This is a genomic window from Flavobacterium sp. 40-81 (assembly GCF_001898245.1).
Classification (GTDB): domain Bacteria; phylum Bacteroidota; class Bacteroidia; order Flavobacteriales; family Flavobacteriaceae; genus Flavobacterium; species Flavobacterium inviolabile.
This window is the reverse complement of record NZ_MKTM01000019.1, coordinates 63,351-80,277: the sequence shown is the minus strand read 5'-3', so window position 1 is coordinate 80,277 and position 16,927 is coordinate 63,351. Positions and strand designations below refer to the sequence as shown.

Below are 16,927 nucleotides of genomic sequence, written 5' to 3'. Positions count from 1 at the left end.
GAAAATGTTAGGGCAATCTTTGTAACTTTGAGCTTTCCATTATTCCCGATATGAAGCGACTAACTGCGGTAATTTATTTTATTTGTGCTTTTACACAGGCACAACAACTTGAGAAAGTAGACTTTAAAACAATCAATGCCTCCCTCGCATTTGATGTAGCGGCAAAAAAAATAAGCGGCGATATCACTTATGATTTTGAGGTATTGGCAGCAATCGATACGATTGCGATAGATGCGCAGCGTATGGATTTTACACAGGTAAAGATCAATAACAAAACCGTTGCATTTAAAAATAACGGCAGGAAGCTACAGCTTTTTGAAGGATTTAAAAAAGGGAAAAACAAGCTGACACTGCATTATGAAGCACAACCCAGACAAACCCTCTATTTTATAGGAGCCGGCGATCAGGCCCAGATCTGGACCCAGGGACAGGGGAAATACACCAGTCACTGGCTGCCAAGCTTTGATGATGTTAATGAAAAAATGATCTTTTCACTTACGATTGCTTACGATAAAGATTTTCAGGTACTCTCAAACGGGGTGCTGAAAAATAAAGAACTGAAAAATAACCGGATGGTCTGGCAGTATGCCATGGAAAAACCAATGAGTTCCTATCTGGCGATGCTGGCTATTGGCAGGTTTGCTAAAAAAACGGCAATTACGGCAACGGGCACTCCTTTGGAATTTTACCTTCAGGATACCGATACAGCTAAATTTGAACCGACCTACCGTTATTCGAAGGAAATATTCGATTTTTTCGAACGCGAAATAGGCGTGAAATACCCGTGGCAGGTTTACCGGCAGGTTCCGGTACTGGACTTTTTATATGCCGGGATGGAAAATACTACGGCTACCATTTTTTCCCAGGATTATGTAGTAGATGAAACCGGGTTTAACGACAGAACCTATGTGAATGTCAATGCCCATGAATTGGCGCACCAGTGGTTTGGGGATCTGATCACGGCACAATCGGGTAAACACCACTGGCTGCAGGAAGGATTTGCGACGTATTATGCCTTACTGGCAGAAAAGGAAATCTTTGGAGCCGATCATTTTAACTGGGAATTGTATGAAATGGCCGAACGTTTGCTGCGGGCTTCCAAAACGGATGCGATACCGTTGTTAAATGAAAAAGCAAGTTCGATTACCTTTTACCAGAAAGGAGCGTGGGCTTTACACTATCTGCGCACTAACGTAGGTGAGGAGTCTTTCCGGAAAGCCGTCCAGGCCTATTTGCAGAAATATGCGTTTAAAAATGTAATAACCGATGACTTCTTAGCCGAAATCAATAAGGTTTCGGATTTTGACACACAGCAGTTCCGGAAAAACTGGCTGGAAAGTGCCGAATTTCCAATAGCGGAGGCTTTATCGATTGTCAAGAAGAACAAATTTATCCGGGATTACCTTGAAATAGTAGATTTACAGGATCAGCTTTTAACGGTCAAAGCGCAAAAACTGGAAGCGGTATTACAATCGGATGCCTTTTATCCGGCTAAGGAAGAAGTGATCTATCAGCTTGAAAATACACCGTTTGAGCAAAATGTAGCCCTGTTTCGCGTAGCCTTAAAATCTTCGGATCTGAAAGCAAGACAGGCGGTGGCAAAATCACTGCGCACCATCCCGAAAACCTTTAAAAAAGAATATGAAGTGCTGTTGGACGATGCGTCCTATATCACTCAGGAGATTGCGCTTAAGGCATTGTGGGCACAATTCCCGGAAGAACGTACGCCATTATTGGACAAAACGATGAACTGGCAGGGATTTAACGATAAAAACCTGAGAATAAGCTGGCTGACGCTGGCACTTGCCACAGCCGATTATCAAAACGATCATAAAATGCCGTTTTATGAAGAACTACTGGATTATGCTTCCCCGAAATATGAAAGTAACGTCCGTCAGAATGCGCTGGTCAATTTGTTGTATCTGAACAAAAATGACAGCAATACCTTAGCCTGTCTGGTAAACGGAACCACCCATCACAAATGGCAGTTCAGCAAATTCTGCCGGGAAACCATCCGGACACTGCTAAAAACGGAACGTTACAAAGCCTATCTGACGGAATTATTACCCAAACTGCCGGAAAATGAAAAGGCACAGTTAAAAAGACTGCTCGAAGAATAAAGCAGCCGGAAACAGCTGTTGTATCGCTTATTTTTAAAACTCGTATAATTGGGTTTGTTTATATTTTTAAGTGTTTTGTTGTTATTAAAGTATTGCTTGTTAAATAATGTTGTTTTTTATATTAAATAAATATTAAAAAATGCGATTTGTTTACGCAACTAATACGGACAAATGGTATCTATAAGGTAACAACACTAAACAACAAGCTTATGAATAAAATCAAACTCTTAATGGTAGTACTGGCTTCCATGCTATTGACGATCGGATGTGAATCTGAAAGTACTTATGAAGGAGGCAGTTCCGGAGGTGGTAATATCTCCGGTAATTTTGGAAATCAGGTTTCCCGTGATTTTATCGGACAGATAGTAGACGTTAACAACAATCCTATTCAAAGCGTAAATGTAAAAATAGGAAGCACAACTGCTCAAACAGACAGTAACGGAGTGTTTATCATTAAATCGGCTGCGGTTTACGAACGTTTTGCGTATATCACTGCGCAAAAAGCCGGTTATGTAGACGGCTCGCGTACGATGGTTCCTACTAACGGGAATAATAATGTAAAAATCATGATGCTGCCTTTGCAGCCGGTTCAGGTTATTGCTTCCGGTGCGGCGAGTGAAGTAACGCTTGCTTCCGGAACGAAAGTTGTTTTTGACGGTGCTTTTCAGGATGCAAACGGTGCGGCCTATTCCGGCACTGTGAGTGTCTCAATGTATCATTTACTGCCGTCTGATGCTAATTTAAGCAGCCTAATGCCGGGAACTTTATTTGCCCAGGACGAGAGCGGCAACGCAAAAGCTTTGGAAACACTGGGAATGCTTAATGTGGAATTACGGGGCAGTGCCGGTCAGAAACTGCAAATTGCCAGCGGACATACCGCGCAAATGGTCATGAAAATAGACAACAGCCAGCTGGCTTCCGCTCCGGCAACGATTCCGCTATGGCATTTTGATAATGCCAAAGGCTATTGGATCCAGGAAGGAAGTGCAACCAAACAAGGCAATACCTATGTAGGGAATGTTTCCCATTTTTCATGGTGGAACTGCGATGCCCAATTCCCGGTAATTTCAATGTGTGTGTCTTTGGAAGATGCTAATGGTAACCCATTGTCCAGTATTCAGGTTGGCATTATCAGAAGCGGGAACTTGTATCCGGTTATGGGAACAACCAATACGAACGGACAGGTTTGCGGACTGGTGCCGGCAAACGAAAGCTTAACGATGGTTATTTACGATAACTGCGGCGGAATAATCAGTTCAACACCAATAGGGCCTTTCTCTGGCAATACAACCTTGCCGACGGTTGTTGTTAACAATCCGGGAGTAATGCCCACGCAGATACAGGGGAATCTGGTGAATTGCAGCAATGCCGCTGTGACAAACGGTTATGTTATTTTAAATTACGGAAATCAGCCGCAATATGCCATGATTACAAACGGTGTTTTTAGCTTTAACACGCTGGTTTGCGGTACTTCTACAGTGAACTTTTCTTTAGAAGGATCGGATTATGATAATTTACAGACAACGGGTAACATCACCTATACGTTTACCAGCCCGGTAACGAACATTGGTAATATTGTCGCCTGTAATGCGGTGACGGAATTTATTTCCTATCAGGTTGATAATGATCCAACGGTTTACATATTGACAAACCTGGGAGCATCCTATACACCTAACGGACTGAACATACACGGCAATGGCGTTAATACCGGAATTTATATCTGGGGTAATACCAATGTGCCGGGAACCTATACAACTACCAATTTTAGCGTTGAAGGAGTACCCGGAAACTATATCTCTTCACAGATTTCCAATACGGTTTCTTTTAACCTGAGTAATTTTGGAGCTGTAGGACAATATATAGACCTTACGTTTAACGGAACCTATCCGGATAATATGAATCCGGCGGTCACACATACGATTACGGGGGTAGCCCACGTGATCAGAGATAATTAATTGTTTGTTTGTTATTTTAATCGAAAAAAGACTTTTCATGCATTTGAAAAGTCTTTTTTATTTAAGGTCAGTGATAAATGCTGTTTAGCGAAACAATTCGCCCACTTCGTTTTTAAGGAACGACAAGGCTACCGAACTTGGCGATTGTTTTTCCATCATATCACTTAAAATAATTTCACGCAGTTTATTCGCATTTTCAGCACCCATAGATGCCTTTCGGATAATCTGGATAGTAGTGTGTTTTGCGGTCAGGATAATATTCCAGCTTTCCTCGGAGATATAAATCTGTTGGGTCAGGTTATGTTCGTATTCCTGTTCGATATGGTGGATCAGCAAGCTTTCATAATCATTTTTATCGGAAGTAATCGGAGCAATACGCACCAGTAATTTTGCCGGATTGATTCGCTCTAAAAACAAGGTCATGCGCTCGTAGGCCTGTAAACGAATCGGAAGGGCACTTTTCTGAGCTTCCTTGTGTAATAAAAAACGACGGCGTCCTTCTTCATTTTGGGTGTGCAGGTTAAAGAAATAATAAGCTACACCACCGGTAATGATTGCAGGAACAGTATATGCTAATAATTCGACGATTTTGGTTGCGTCCATAGTATGATCGGGAATATTTTAAAATTAGAATTAAAAATCGGCTCAAAGCGTTACAAATAAACGAATAAAGAAATAAACACGCAAAATAAAAAACTATCGTAAATTAATTGTAATAAAGCGTAATGAGTAGTATTTTTGAAGTTTGATATTATCACCATGCAAAATTATATTGATCAGCTTAACGAAGCCCAGCGTGCGCCGGTTTTACAGAAAGACGGGCCTATGATTGTGATTGCCGGAGCGGGCTCAGGGAAGACCAGAGTATTAACCATTCGTATCGCTTACCTGATGCACCAGGGAGTTGATTCGTTTAACATATTGGCCTTAACCTTTACAAACAAAGCCGCAAAGGAAATGAAAGTGCGTATTGCCAGCATTGTTGGAAACAGCGAAGCCAAAAACTTATGGATGGGAACATTCCACTCGGTTTTTGCTAAAATCCTGCGTAGTGAAGCCGACAAACTGGGATATCCTTCCAATTTTACCATTTATGATTCTCAGGACAGTGTGCGTTTGATAGGACAGATTATCAAAGAAATGCAGCTGGATAAAGACGTGTACAAACCCAAACAGGTTTTGGGCAGGATTTCGTCGTATAAAAACAGCCTGATTACCGTTAAAGCCTACTTTAACAATCCGGAATTACAGGAAGCCGATGCGATGAGTAAAAAACCGCGTATGGGCGAAATCTATCAGAACTATGTTGAACGCTGCTTTAAATCGGGCGCGATGGATTTTGATGATTTACTATTAAAAACAAACGAATTACTGACGCGTTTTCCGGATGTTTTAATGAAATACCAGGATCGTTTCCGCTATATACTGGTGGATGAGTACCAGGATACGAACCACTCTCAGTATCTGATTGTGCGGGCGTTGTCCGACCGTTTCCAGAATATTTGTGTGGTAGGGGATGATGCGCAGAGTATTTATGCCTTCCGTGGGGCGAACATCAACAACATCTTAAACTTTCAGAAAGATTATGAGGGCGTAAACACCTACCGACTGGAACAGAATTACCGTTCTACCCGTAACATTGTGGAAGCCGCGAATACCATTATCGATAAAAACCAGACCAAACTGGATAAGGTGGTTTGGACGGCAAACGATTTTGGACCAAAAATAAAAATCCATCGCAGTTTAACCGATGGTGAAGAAGGACGTTTTGTAGCCGGTACTATTTTTGAGCAAAAGATGCAGCATCAGATGAACAACAATCAGTTTGCGATTCTGTACCGTACCAATGCGCAATCCCGGGCAATGGAGGATGCGCTCCGTAAAAGAGATATTCCGTATCGTATTTACGGAGGATTGTCATTTTACCAGCGTAAGGAAATCAAGGATGTATTGTCCTACCTTCGATTGGTTATCAACCCGAAAGACGAAGAAGCTTTGGTACGTGTTATCAATTATCCGGCAAGGGGAATTGGCGGTACGACCGTAGAAAAATTAATCATAGCGGCGAATCATTACAAACGTTCCATCTTTGAAGTAATGGAACATATTGATAAAATTGATTTAAAACTAAACTCCGGAACCAAAGGCAAACTAAAGGATTTTGTAACGATGGTTAAAAGCTTCCAGGTAATTAATGAAACCCAGGATGCTTTATATCTAACCGATTATGTTGCCAAAAAGACCGGATTGATCCAGGAACTGAAAAAAGACAGCACGCCTGAAGGTATTGCCCGAATTGAGAATATCGAAGTTTTGATGGGCGGTATCAAGGATTTTATTGAAGGACAGAAAGAAGTAGACGGAGCCCGTGGTGCGTTATCGGAATTTATGGAAGATGTGGCTTTGGCTACGGATCTGGATAACGATACCGGCGATGACGACCGTGTAGCGCTAATGACCATTCACCTGGCAAAAGGACTGGAATTTCCAACCGTATTTATTGTAGGGATGGAAGAAGACCTGTTCCCGAGTGCGATGAGTATGAATACCCGTAGTGAACTGGAAGAGGAACGCCGGTTGTTTTATGTAGCCTTAACCAGGGCAGAACACCAGGCTTACCTGACCTATGCGCAATCGCGTTACCGCTGGGGAAAACTGGTTGATAGCGAGCCGTCCCGATTCATTGAAGAAATAGACAGCCAGTATTTGGAATATTTAACACCGGTGGAAACCAATTACCGTTATAAACCGACAATTAATGCCGATATTTTTGGCGATGTGGACAAATCCAAACTGCGACTGGCAAAACCGATTGCCGGAACGCCACCCAAATATATAACGGATAACGAGGAACCGAAAATGGATAGAAATATCCGTAAGCTGAAACCGGTTTCGGGTAATGTACCAACTTCCGGAAGTGCCAATCTGGCCAATAACGCCCTGAATGTAGGGAATATGGTTATGCACGACCGGTTCGGAAAAGGACAGATCCTGAACCTGGAAGGCGTTGGAGCTGATAAAAAAGCGGAAATTAAATTTGAAGTAGGCGGAATTAAAAAACTATTGCTGCGTTTTGCGAAACTGGATGTAATAGGGTAAATTTATAAAAAATGGAAACAGCAACACAACATGATGCAACAGGATTACTCATCTGGCAGGTTGTTATAACAGCCGTGTTTTTTGGGTTAGGCCTTTTATTGTTCTACTATTTCAAACGAATGAAGCAGAAAAATAAAGAACACAACGATAAGCCCCGATAATGTTTAACCGTAAAAGCTATAAGCATGGCAGAATTTATTAAAATTTACCCAGAAAATCCCAATCCGGCAGCTGTTGCCAAGGTTGTGAAAATTTTAAAAGATGGCGGATTAGTCATTTATCCAACCGATACGGTTTATGGATTGGGCTGTGATATTACCAATTCGAAAGCTTTGGAGCGGATAGCCCGGATTAAAGGTATCAAACTGGATAAAGCCAATTTTTCATTTGTTTGCTGTGATTTGAGCAATATTTCCGATTATGTCAAGCAAATCGATACGGCTACCTTTAAAATATTAAAACGCGCTTTACCGGGACCATACACCTTTATTCTTCCCGGTAATAACAACCTGCCGAAAGAATTTAAAAAGAAAAATACTGTGGGTATCCGGGTGCCCGACAATGCTATTGCCCTGGATATTGTTCGCTTGTTGGGGAACCCGATCGTATCGACATCCATTCATGATGACGATGAGGTTATTGAATATACCACCGATCCGGAATTGATTTTTGAGAAATGGCAGAACCTGGTCGATGCGGTAATAGATGGTGGCTATGGAGATAATACCGCTTCCACGGTGATTGATCTTTCAGGCAGTGAACCGGAAGTTATCCGTGAAGGAAAAGGTAGTCTGGATGTGTTGTAGTTATTTTTGTTTTTTGGCAAAATCTTTGTTTATACGATAATATATCATACCTTAGCGTAAGAAAAATTAAGCCAAATCGTTATAAACAGCTATACAAAGTGCTATTCTTAATTTAAATATTTAATTGGTTATTAAAAAAAATTAGGGATACATAAAAGCAGGTCTTTCGGACCTGCTTTTTCTATTTATAGGGATGGTGTTAAAAACAATTAGTTTTTACCAGCCATGTTTTTCATTTCTTTTTCAATCATATCATAGAACTGATCGATTTTTGGAAGGACAACAATTCTTGTTCTTCTGTTTTTGGCTCTGTTATCAGGCGTGTCATTATCTGCTAAAGGCACATAGAAACTTCTTCCGGCAGCGATTAATTGTTTTGGATTTACACCCAAATCTTCCTGTAATACTCTCACAATAGAGGTAGCTCTTTTAACAGATAAATCCCAGTTGTCAATTAATACGGCATTTTTGATAGGCACATTATCCGTGTGTCCTTCAACCATACATTCGAAATCCGGTTTGCTGTTAACTACTTTCGCTACTTTAGCTAAAACTTCTTTTGCTCTGTCGCTCACTACGTAGCTTCCGCTTTTAAATAATAATTTATCGGCAATAGAGATGAATACAACTCCTTTTTCTACATTGATCTGGATGTCCGGATCGCTGATACCCACCGAGCTTTTTAAACTGGTAACGATAGCAAGCGTTACGCTGTCTTTTTTCGTTAACGCATCCTGAAGACGGGTAATTTTTAAATCTTTTTCTTTAAGACTTTCCAAAGATTTTTCCAGGTTTTGAGCACCTTTTGAAGATAAAGTGGTCAAATTCCCCATGTTATTAATTAAATCGGAGTTGTTTTTCTTTAAAAAGTCAAGTTGTCCCGCCATAGCGTCTTTTTCAGTTAAACAAGAATTTAACTTAACGGTACACGTGTTTAAAAGGTCCTGAATTTTTTTATTTTCTTCTTCTAATGATGCAATTTTTTTCTTTGAACCACAAGATGTCAAAGTGATTGCAAGTACTGAAAGGGCAATAACGATTTTTTTCATAAAATGATGAATTTATAGGAATTACAAATTTACTAAGATTTTACTGCGGGTTAAAGTTTAAAAAGATAAACTAATGTTAAATCTTATTTATCAAAAAACCTGCCATTTTTTAAGTAATAGCGATAAACTATTGACCTGTTCCGATAATAATTTTCAGACTGAACGGCACTTCTTTTTTGTAATGACTTGTTAATGAACAGGTAAAAGTAGTAATGTGATTTTAGAATAGCCCAGGTATGTTTGAATTTTCCCTGAAAAAAAAAGCGCACTCCGGCAATTCCATCCAGCGATAACCGGATAAAAAGGGTAGGGAACAATTGCTTTTTGGGTAAATTTTTAGTCATCATCCACAGGGAATTCCTGAAATTCAGGAATGTTTTACGGGGATTTCCGGTATTCAGCGTTGCGCCGCCCACGTGGTATACGGTAGAAAAACCGCAGTATTTTGCCGTATAGCCTTTGTTAAAAGCACGCCAGCACAAATCGATCTCTTCCTGGTGGGCAAAGAAATCGGAATCAAAACCGTTTAATTCCCGGAAAATATTTTTCCGGATAAACATACAGGCACCGGATGCCCAGAAAATTTCGGTTATGTCGTCATATTGACCTTTATCGGCTTCAACGGTATCAAAGATGCGGCCACGGCAGTATGGAAAGCCGTATTTGTCAATATAACCGCCGGCAGCACCGGCATATTCAAAATGTGTTTTCTGTTTGTAATCCAGTATTTTCGGCTGGATAATCGCTGTTTGCGGTTCCCGCTCAAAAAGTGCAAGTATCGGTTGCAGCCAGTTCTCCGTTACTTCAATATCGGAATTTACCAGCGCATAAATCTCTTCTTCTACCTGTTTCAGGGCTTCATTATAGCCTCCGGCAAAGCCAAAATTGCGACTGTTGCTAATGATTTTTACCGTAGGAAAGTGCGCTTTTACATAAGCAACGGACGTATCGGTTGAGGCGTTATCGGCCACATAGATAGTCGCTTCGGGCGAATGGTGGATCACGGAGGGTAAAAACTGTTCCAGTAATTTTACGCCATTCCAGTTTAATATGACTACAGCTGTTTTTTTCAAAGTATACGCTTTATTTAGGATATAAAATCGGGCAGTTCCCGAAGGAACTGATACTCTTGTTTTTCATAATCCATCCGGCAAAAATAATGATTTAGTCCGTTGGTCACCATTAAATAATCGGCCGCCAGCACCATATTGTACCGGGCAATCTGGTCGAAAGTGCCTTGTGTAATGGCTACTTCGGGAGCTTTACATTCTACTAACAGGAAAATCGAACCGTCCGGTTTAAACACTACCGCATCGTAACGTTTGGTTAAACCGTTAATTTTGATGACTTTCTCTACGTTGATAAAAGATTTGGAATAGTTCTTTTCCTGTAGTAAAAACTGAACGACATGCTGGCGTACCCATTCTTCCGGTGTGAGCTGGATAAATTTTTTACGAATCTCATCAAAAATAGCCACTTTATTTTCACTATTTTTGAACCGGAAGGAATAGGGCGGAAAATTCAATTTTTGCATAGTACAAATATAATTTGAAGTTTTTAATTTCCCGACAACTGTTAAAGAATCTATTTTGGACGAAGTATTAAAAATCATAAAGGATATAAAGGCAGGCGACATCAAACCTATCTATTTTTTGATGGGAGAAGAACCGTATTATATCGATAAGCTGGCAGGATATATTGAAGATAATATTTTATCGGAAGATGAAAAAGGCTTCAACCAGATGGTTTTGTATGGACGCGATGTGACGGTAGAAGAGATTGTATCAAATGCGAAGCGTTACCCGATGATGGCGGACCGCCAGGTGGTGATTGTAAAAGAAGCACAGGAATTATCCCGGACCATCGACAAACTGGAAAGTTATGCCGAGAATCCGCAGCCTACAACGGTTTTGGTAATCTGTTATAAATACAAAACGCTGGATAAGCGTAAAAAAGTGACCAAAGTACTGGATAAGGCCGGAGTGGTTTTTGAAAGTAAAAAACTATATGAAAATCAGGTAGGCGACTGGTTAAAACGCGTTTTATCCGGGAAAGGCTATCAGATTGAACCCAAGGCGGCAGCAATGCTTGTGGAATTTTTAGGTACTGATCTAAGTAAGATTTCCAACGAATTGGACAAACTGGCGATCATTTTACCCAAAGGAAGTACGATCACGCCAAAAGTCATTGAAGAAAATATCGGTTTCAGCAAAGACTACAACAATTTCGAATTGCGGAAAGCCATAGGGGAAAAGAATCAGCTGAAAGCCTATCAGATAGCCGATTATTTTGCACAAAATCCAAAAGACAATCCTTTGGTTGTTACGACCGGATTAGTGTTTGGCTTCTTTTCGCAGTTATTGCAATACCACGGACTGAAAGATAAAAATCCGGCTAATGTGGCGAAAGTTTTAAAAGTAAATCCGTATTTTTTGAAGGATTACGATGTGGCGATTAAGAATTACCCGATGAAAAAAGTGAGTCAGATCGTAGCGATATTGCGTGATGTGGACGTGAAAAGTAAAGGGGTGGGTGCTAATGCGTTACCGCAGCATGATTTACTGAAAGAGATGCTGGTTAAGATTTTTAATTAACACTTCATAAACGCTACCACACTGATATTATTACGATATTTGGCGTTCAAAATAAAAAAGATTATGGGAATGAATAAAAATACCATCTTAGGATGGGCAACGTTAATCATGGTTATCATGGGATTTTTACTGATTGGCTTGGGAATTTTCAGATACAGTGAAGTTTCAGGCTGGGGATTCGCAGCGGTAGGAATTGGCTTTTTGGCGAATGCATGGGTTTTTAACGCCCTTAAAGGAAGAGTGTAAAACCATAATAAGAAATCCGATAAGCGTTAATGTAGCGCTATTCTATATAAAAAACAAACCCGGAACGAGTTACTTGTTTCGGGTTTGTTTTTTGCATTACCGGATAACGAAAAGCTAATAATAATCCAATTGGCGGATTACAATTGTTTCCGGATTTTTGTCGCTTTTAGCGTCGTAAACCAGCATTTTGGTCCAGTTGTTTGAACGGTCAAAAGCTAAATACCGGTACTCTTTAAAAGAAGTGATTACTCCTTTTGAATCGGTTGTTTTATGCGACAATAACTGATTGTCTGTATTGTAAGTCAATACCGCTGAAAATTCCCCGGTAACAATATTGTCTTTATAGACCCGATAGGAGACATGCTGTACCCGGTTATTCCGGTATGTTGTTTTTCCTTCATTGATTTTTTTACCATCGGCATCCTTATTAACAGATTCCACTATGGTAGGCGACAGCCAAGTCATCGTTATGGTCTGCAGTAACTTACCATCGCGATCATAGATTTTTTCAGTTCCAATTTTATTGTTTTTATAGGAAGGAACCAGTTTCATAATGATAGTGCCTAAACTATCGGTAACGACCATTTCGGTATATTTACCTTCTTCATCAAATAAAAATAACTGGTTGCCTTCTGTATGGGCAGCTCCGTTTTCCCATTGATCGTTTATTAATTTGGGGCGATATGAATGCTCCCGGGTACTTTTTACACGGCCGTGAAGTCCATGCTGCAGCTGGGCAAATGAAGGCAGTGCCATAAAACATAGTAGTATCAGTAACAATCGGTTGGTCATGCAGTTGCTGGGTATTTCAGTTTGAACTCTTTCTGAAACGAAGATATAAAAAGGAGCGTAATCCTTACTGTTTTTAGACCACTATCTCAAACAGGCTGAAAGAACCGTCTTTATAATGTTCCGGCAGATCATCTGTGGCGGGATATTCAAAAACGCCTAAATAGTTGAAACCGCACTGGATATAATAATTGTTCAGTTTGTCGTTACCGCTTCCGGTATCCATGCGGATGTATTCTTTTCCGTTCTCTTTAGCAAACTGTTTTGCCCAGGCTACGATATGTTTAACAAAACCATTGCCGCGAAACTGCGGATTGGTGGCGATGCGGTGAATATAAATTGCCGGATCCCGGTCTTTTTCCTGCCAGATAAACGGATCATTATAGGTAATCACAAATACACAGGCAATCTCACCGCCAATTATCATTTTCCATTGGCGGTTTTCCCGGATTTCGGTTTCGACCAATCCGCGTTCAAAACCTTTCCGGTGTTTTTCGGCGACACTTTTCTGGTAGTCGGTTCCGGCTTCATACAGCTGAAAGATAGTGTCTATATCCTGAAAGGTACTAGTTGCAATAATCATAATTATACAGATTGAGTTGGAATGCTAATGTAAGATAAATAGGATTATTGTAGTGAAATTTGTGATTTTTTTATTAAATATAATAATGTGTGTGATATTTGTAAAATAATTGTTTATGATTAGCCGACAGGTAAAAAAGAAAAACCATCTTAAAAAGATGGCTTTACAATTATTGGCGATTAACTCAAATCTGCTATTTCGGCTGTTGGTGCATTCGTTTTTACCGATTCAATTCCGTTATCACGATTGCTGGCGTTTTCATACATTTGGCTGGTACCGATTATTTCACCGTTTGCTGCTTTCAGATTAAAATAGGATTTTCCGTTTGTTGCCGTTCTCCGGTCGTAACGGGAATCTAACGGCGCATTGTTTTTTACGGAATTAATCCCGTTCTGGCATCCGGATTTTGTTGTATACCCTTCGCTGGTAAGAATAATTTGCCCGTTAGCGGCTTTTAAATTGAATTGGAATTCCCCATTGATCCTTTTTTTAATTTCAAATTTTCCCATTGTTATTTTTTTAATGTTATGAGGAACAAGATTACTCCGGAATTAGCGGTAAGCCTTACGGGTTTCCGTAAAAGTGATCGTGAATAAACAACGGGAAAAGGATAATGGACTGCTTGAAAGACTACTTAAAACGGTAGCCGATACCGATTCCCATATTCCACTTTCCGTTTTGTGTGGCGGTTTTGGCATTGTAATAAAACGGAAGCTGTAGGGCAATTTTTCCATAGCAATAGGTTAATCCGGCGCCTAAGTTTGGCGTAACAAAAGCATTTTTAGGTTCGGAATGGTCTTCTTTAAAACGTAGTGATGGAAGCATTCCTAATAATAACTTTGACTTTCCGTTTGTATAACTGATATTCGGACCGACGAAATTTAAGTAAGCTCCTTTGTCTACATAACCGGCAATTACAGTACCTTCAAACAGGGAAAAGCCAATTTTGGAGCTTGGATTGGTATTAGGCTCGTTGTTTTGGGCGTTTACAGACGGACACATAAAAGCGATTGCAAACAGGAAGCAATAAATAGTTTTCTTCATTTTCTTAAAATGCTGTATTATTCGATAGCGGGGGCGAATTTAGCGCTTCAGGAAAAAGAAGATTTTGATCCTGTTATAGGTTAATTAAAATATGTAATAAGGATTGAATATTTTGTAATTAACGGAATCTGCGGTATTGAGGATAGCTGTTTACTTTTTCAGAAAGGCCATTCCCCGCGAAGCCGGCCAGACTTCCTGAAAACCGTATTGTTCATATAAACGGTAAGCATCACCGTCGGCAATCAGACTGATATAGCAGGAAGCAGGCAGTGATTCGTCAATAAAAGCTTTTAACTGCTGCATGATCAGTTTGCCCAATCCTTTTTTCTGGTGATCCGGCAATACACAGATATCCACAATCTGGCAATGGCAGGCACCGTCACCGATAATTCGTCCCATCCCGACAGCCTGGTTATCGTTTTCGGTATCCATAATGACCACACTGCACACCGAATGACGCAATCCTGTTTCGGCGGCTTCCGGTGTTTTAGGGCTTAATCCGCTGGACACGCGAAGATGGATATAGGTTTCCGGACTAACGTCCTGATAAACGGCTTTGTATTTCATGGCACTCTGGAAAGTTTTTTGTTTAAGAATGGTTGGAGTATATGCTGTTAAAAGCAGCCGGATAAAGATAAATCAAAAAGTAATAACTGCGATTATACAGTTGTAAAGGGATAATATGATTAATAATAACAAGTATATGCTGTTATTTTTTTATCTTTAAGTCACTGTTAACTATTTTATTTTGAATTATTTACCCCTAAAAAATAAAAATTATGGAAACAACGACTACTAATGACATCAAAAAGCAACAAAAAACACTTAAAATCCTATCGTCCATATTCGCGTTATTTGCCTGGCTGGTAGCGCTTGGAACAATTATCGGTACCGGTTATCTGTTGTTTACTCCCAGAGGCATTGGCGCCTGGATATTACCGGCTTTTACATTTATTGCAGGATTCCTGATTTTCCTGTTTTTATATGCTTTTGCCAAAATCATAAACATCTTAATTGAAATCAGCAACCGATGAAAAAGTGCCTGATCTACTTCGTAAGCGCTGTTGTATTGATTTCCTGTGCGGATAAAAAAGACAGCGAAAGTGAAACAACAGATGTTGTTTTGGTGGGTGGCGGGATTATGAGTGTAACATTAGGAACCATGTTAAAAGAACTGGATCCCGGATTGTCGGTAGCGATGTATGAAAAATTAGATGCCGTCGGACAGGAAAGTTCGGCTGCATGGAACAATGCCGGTACGGGGCATTCCGCTTTGTGTGAGCTCAACTACACACCGGAATTGAGTGACGGTACGATAGACATTCATAAAGCTGTGGAGATTAACGAGTCTTTTGAAATTTCAAAAGAGTTCTGGTCTTATCTTGTACGGGCTAAAAAAATTGGTCCGCCGCATTCGTTTATCAATCCCACGCCACACATGAGTTTTGTAACCGGTGAGAAGAATGTTACCTATTTGAAAAAGAGGTTTCTGGCGCTGCAAAAAGCACCGCTTTTTACCGGGATGGAGTTTTCGGATAATCCGGAGCAAATCAGCAAATGGATTCCGTTGGTTATGAATGGGAGGGATGCTTCCCAAAAAATCGCGGCAACCAAAATCGATATTGGTACCGATGTTAATTATGGTGCACTAACGCAGGAACTGACGGCAAATCTGACCAGGTCTGCCAAAACATTCCTGAAAGTGAATCATCAGGTGACTAATTTTAAAAGGAATAAAGACGGTACCTGGAAGGTTTATGTAAAAGACCTGACTACCAATCAGACGAAAACCATCAACGCCCGTTTTGTTTTTATTGGTGCCGGTGGTGCGACATTGCCGCTGCTTGAAAAAACACATATCCCGGAAGCCAAAGGCTACGGCGGTTTTCCGGTTAGCGGAGAATGGCTGGTGTGTAACAATCCTGAGATTATTGCACAGCACCAGGCTAAAGTTTACGGTATGGCCTCGGTTGGTTCTCCGCCTATGTCGGTGCCGCATCTGGACACCCGTATCATCAACGGCAAAAAAGAGCTGCTTTTCGGACCTTTTGCCGGCTTTACGCCGAAGTTCCTGAAAAACGGTACCTGGACTGATCTTCCGGAATCTTTTAATTTTTATAATATCCGCCCGATGCTGGAAGCCGGACTGGACAATGTCCCGCTGACAAAGTACTTGCTGGAACAGGTTGTTTTAACACCCGAACAACGTATGGCCGCTTTAAAAGAGTATTTCCCCAAAGCAAAAATGGAAGACTGGGATCTTCGAATTGCCGGACAGCGGGTTCAGGTTATTAAAATTGACCAGTCTACACAAGGCGGTATTCTGCAATTCGGAACAGAAGTAGTTACAGCTTCCGATGGAAGTGTGGCGGCTTTACTGGGCGCTTCTCCCGGGGCTTCAACTTCGGTATCGATTATGCTGAAAGTCATCGAAAAATGTTATGCCGAAAAACTCAAAACACCGGAATGGCAATTGAAAATCAGAGAAATGATTCCGTCCTATGGCCAAAAACTATCCGATAATATCCCGTTAGCAAATGCAATACGACAAAAGAACTGTGAAACACTGGGAATTGTCTGGAAAGAGATTGCGGAGGATGGGAAGTAGCAAAAAGCAAAGGGGCAAGGGGCAATTTTGATGG

The 16,927-nt window shown here is 40.6% G+C and carries 18 protein-coding genes; 9 read left to right on the top strand and 9 right to left on the bottom strand.

Annotated elements, in window-relative coordinates:
• The first annotated feature begins 50 nt into the window (after positions 1–50).
• Both BGO42_RS06315 and BGO42_RS06310 read left to right on the top strand, forming a co-directional pair.
• On the top strand, positions 51–2,120 hold the full coding sequence (locus BGO42_RS06315) for a M1 family metallopeptidase (protein ID WP_273246656.1): 2,070 nt from the start codon (positions 51–53) through the stop codon (positions 2,118–2,120).
• A gap of 209 nt (positions 2,121–2,329) precedes the next feature.
• On the top strand, positions 2,330–4,075 hold the full coding sequence (locus BGO42_RS06310; protein ID WP_273246655.1) for a hypothetical protein: 1,746 nt from the start codon (positions 2,330–2,332) through the stop codon (positions 4,073–4,075).
• An 84-nt stretch (positions 4,076–4,159) separates the two neighbouring features.
• Here BGO42_RS06310 and BGO42_RS06305 read toward each other — a convergent pair whose 3' ends face one another.
• Positions 4,160–4,678 carry a DUF7935 family protein gene (locus BGO42_RS06305; RefSeq protein WP_177734654.1) on the bottom strand — a complete coding sequence of 173 codons (519 nt, stop codon included), beginning with the start codon at positions 4,676–4,678 and terminating at the stop codon, positions 4,160–4,162.
• Positions 4,679–4,834: 156 nt separating this feature from the next.
• Here BGO42_RS06305 and BGO42_RS06300 point away from each other — a divergent pair, with 156 nt between their 5' ends.
• Genes BGO42_RS06300 through BGO42_RS06290 form a run of 3 tightly spaced genes read left to right on the top strand, consistent with a single transcriptional unit; the run spans position 4,835 to position 7,980 of the window.
• Positions 4,835–7,174, top strand: coding sequence for an ATP-dependent helicase (locus BGO42_RS06300; protein WP_273246654.1), 2,340 nt, complete (start codon positions 4,835–4,837; stop codon positions 7,172–7,174).
• A gap of 11 nt (positions 7,175–7,185) precedes the next feature.
• The gene (locus tag BGO42_RS06295; protein WP_177734652.1) at positions 7,186–7,335 is read left to right on the top strand and encodes a hypothetical protein; all 150 of its coding nucleotides are present in this window, start codon (positions 7,186–7,188) and stop codon (positions 7,333–7,335) included.
• Positions 7,336–7,359: 24 nt separating this feature from the next.
• Positions 7,360–7,980, top strand: a complete 621-nt coding sequence (locus BGO42_RS06290; RefSeq protein WP_177734651.1) for an L-threonylcarbamoyladenylate synthase — start codon at positions 7,360–7,362, stop codon at positions 7,978–7,980.
• Positions 7,981–8,189: 209 nt separating this feature from the next.
• On the opposite strand, the gene BGO42_RS06285 is transcribed toward BGO42_RS06290, so the two are convergent.
• From BGO42_RS06285 to BGO42_RS06275, 3 genes are all read right to left on the bottom strand, one after another.
• A complete protein-coding gene (locus tag BGO42_RS06285) occupies positions 8,190–9,029 on the bottom strand; it encodes an OmpA/MotB family protein (RefSeq protein ID WP_177734650.1) in 840 nt (279 codons plus the stop codon).
• Positions 9,030–9,112: 83 nt separating this feature from the next.
• Entirely contained in the window at positions 9,113–10,102 is a 990-nt protein-coding gene (locus tag BGO42_RS06280; RefSeq protein ID WP_273246653.1) for a glycosyltransferase family 2 protein, read from the bottom strand.
• 14 nt (positions 10,103–10,116) lie between these two features.
• On the bottom strand, positions 10,117–10,563 hold the full coding sequence (locus tag BGO42_RS06275; protein ID WP_273246652.1) for a type I restriction enzyme HsdR N-terminal domain-containing protein: 447 nt from the start codon (positions 10,561–10,563) through the stop codon (positions 10,117–10,119).
• 55 nt (positions 10,564–10,618) lie between these two features.
• Here BGO42_RS06275 and holA point away from each other — a divergent pair, with 55 nt between their 5' ends.
• Both holA and BGO42_RS06265 read left to right on the top strand, forming a co-directional pair.
• Positions 10,619–11,623 (top strand): DNA polymerase III subunit delta, encoded by a 1,005-nt coding sequence (holA, locus tag BGO42_RS06270; RefSeq protein WP_177734647.1) that lies wholly within the window; start codon positions 10,619–10,621, stop codon positions 11,621–11,623.
• 63 nt (positions 11,624–11,686) lie between these two features.
• Positions 11,687–11,869, top strand: coding sequence for a CAL67264 family membrane protein (locus BGO42_RS06265; RefSeq protein WP_177734646.1), 183 nt, complete (start codon positions 11,687–11,689; stop codon positions 11,867–11,869).
• A 114-nt stretch (positions 11,870–11,983) separates the two neighbouring features.
• On the opposite strand, the gene BGO42_RS06260 is transcribed toward BGO42_RS06265, so the two are convergent.
• From BGO42_RS06260 to BGO42_RS06240, 5 genes are all read right to left on the bottom strand, one after another.
• Positions 11,984–12,625: a hypothetical protein gene (locus BGO42_RS06260; RefSeq protein ID WP_273246651.1), complete on the bottom strand. Its 642-nt coding sequence runs from the start codon at positions 12,623–12,625 to the stop codon at positions 11,984–11,986.
• A gap of 109 nt (positions 12,626–12,734) precedes the next feature.
• A complete protein-coding gene (locus tag BGO42_RS06255) occupies positions 12,735–13,241 on the bottom strand; it encodes a GNAT family N-acetyltransferase (protein WP_273246650.1) in 507 nt (168 codons plus the stop codon).
• A 179-nt stretch (positions 13,242–13,420) separates the two neighbouring features.
• Complete coding sequence (locus BGO42_RS06250) at positions 13,421–13,750, bottom strand: YegP family protein (protein WP_177734643.1); 330 nt, start codon at positions 13,748–13,750, stop codon at positions 13,421–13,423.
• Positions 13,751–13,871: 121 nt separating this feature from the next.
• Entirely contained in the window at positions 13,872–14,285 is a 414-nt protein-coding gene (locus tag BGO42_RS06245) for a hypothetical protein (RefSeq protein ID WP_273246649.1), read from the bottom strand.
• A 150-nt stretch (positions 14,286–14,435) separates the two neighbouring features.
• Positions 14,436–14,852 carry a GNAT family N-acetyltransferase gene (locus BGO42_RS06240; protein ID WP_273246648.1) on the bottom strand — a complete coding sequence of 139 codons (417 nt, stop codon included), beginning with the start codon at positions 14,850–14,852 and terminating at the stop codon, positions 14,436–14,438.
• Between the two features lie 212 nt (positions 14,853–15,064).
• Between BGO42_RS06240 and BGO42_RS06235 the strand changes: the two genes are divergently transcribed.
• Positions 15,065–15,319 (top strand): hypothetical protein, encoded by a 255-nt coding sequence (locus BGO42_RS06235; protein ID WP_177734641.1) that lies wholly within the window; start codon positions 15,065–15,067, stop codon positions 15,317–15,319.
• The gene (gene mqo / locus BGO42_RS06230; RefSeq protein ID WP_273246647.1) at positions 15,316–16,893 is read left to right on the top strand and encodes a malate dehydrogenase (quinone); all 1,578 of its coding nucleotides are present in this window, start codon (positions 15,316–15,318) and stop codon (positions 16,891–16,893) included. Before BGO42_RS06235 ends, mqo begins: the two co-directional genes overlap by 4 nt.
• Positions 16,894–16,927 lie beyond the last annotated feature (34 nt).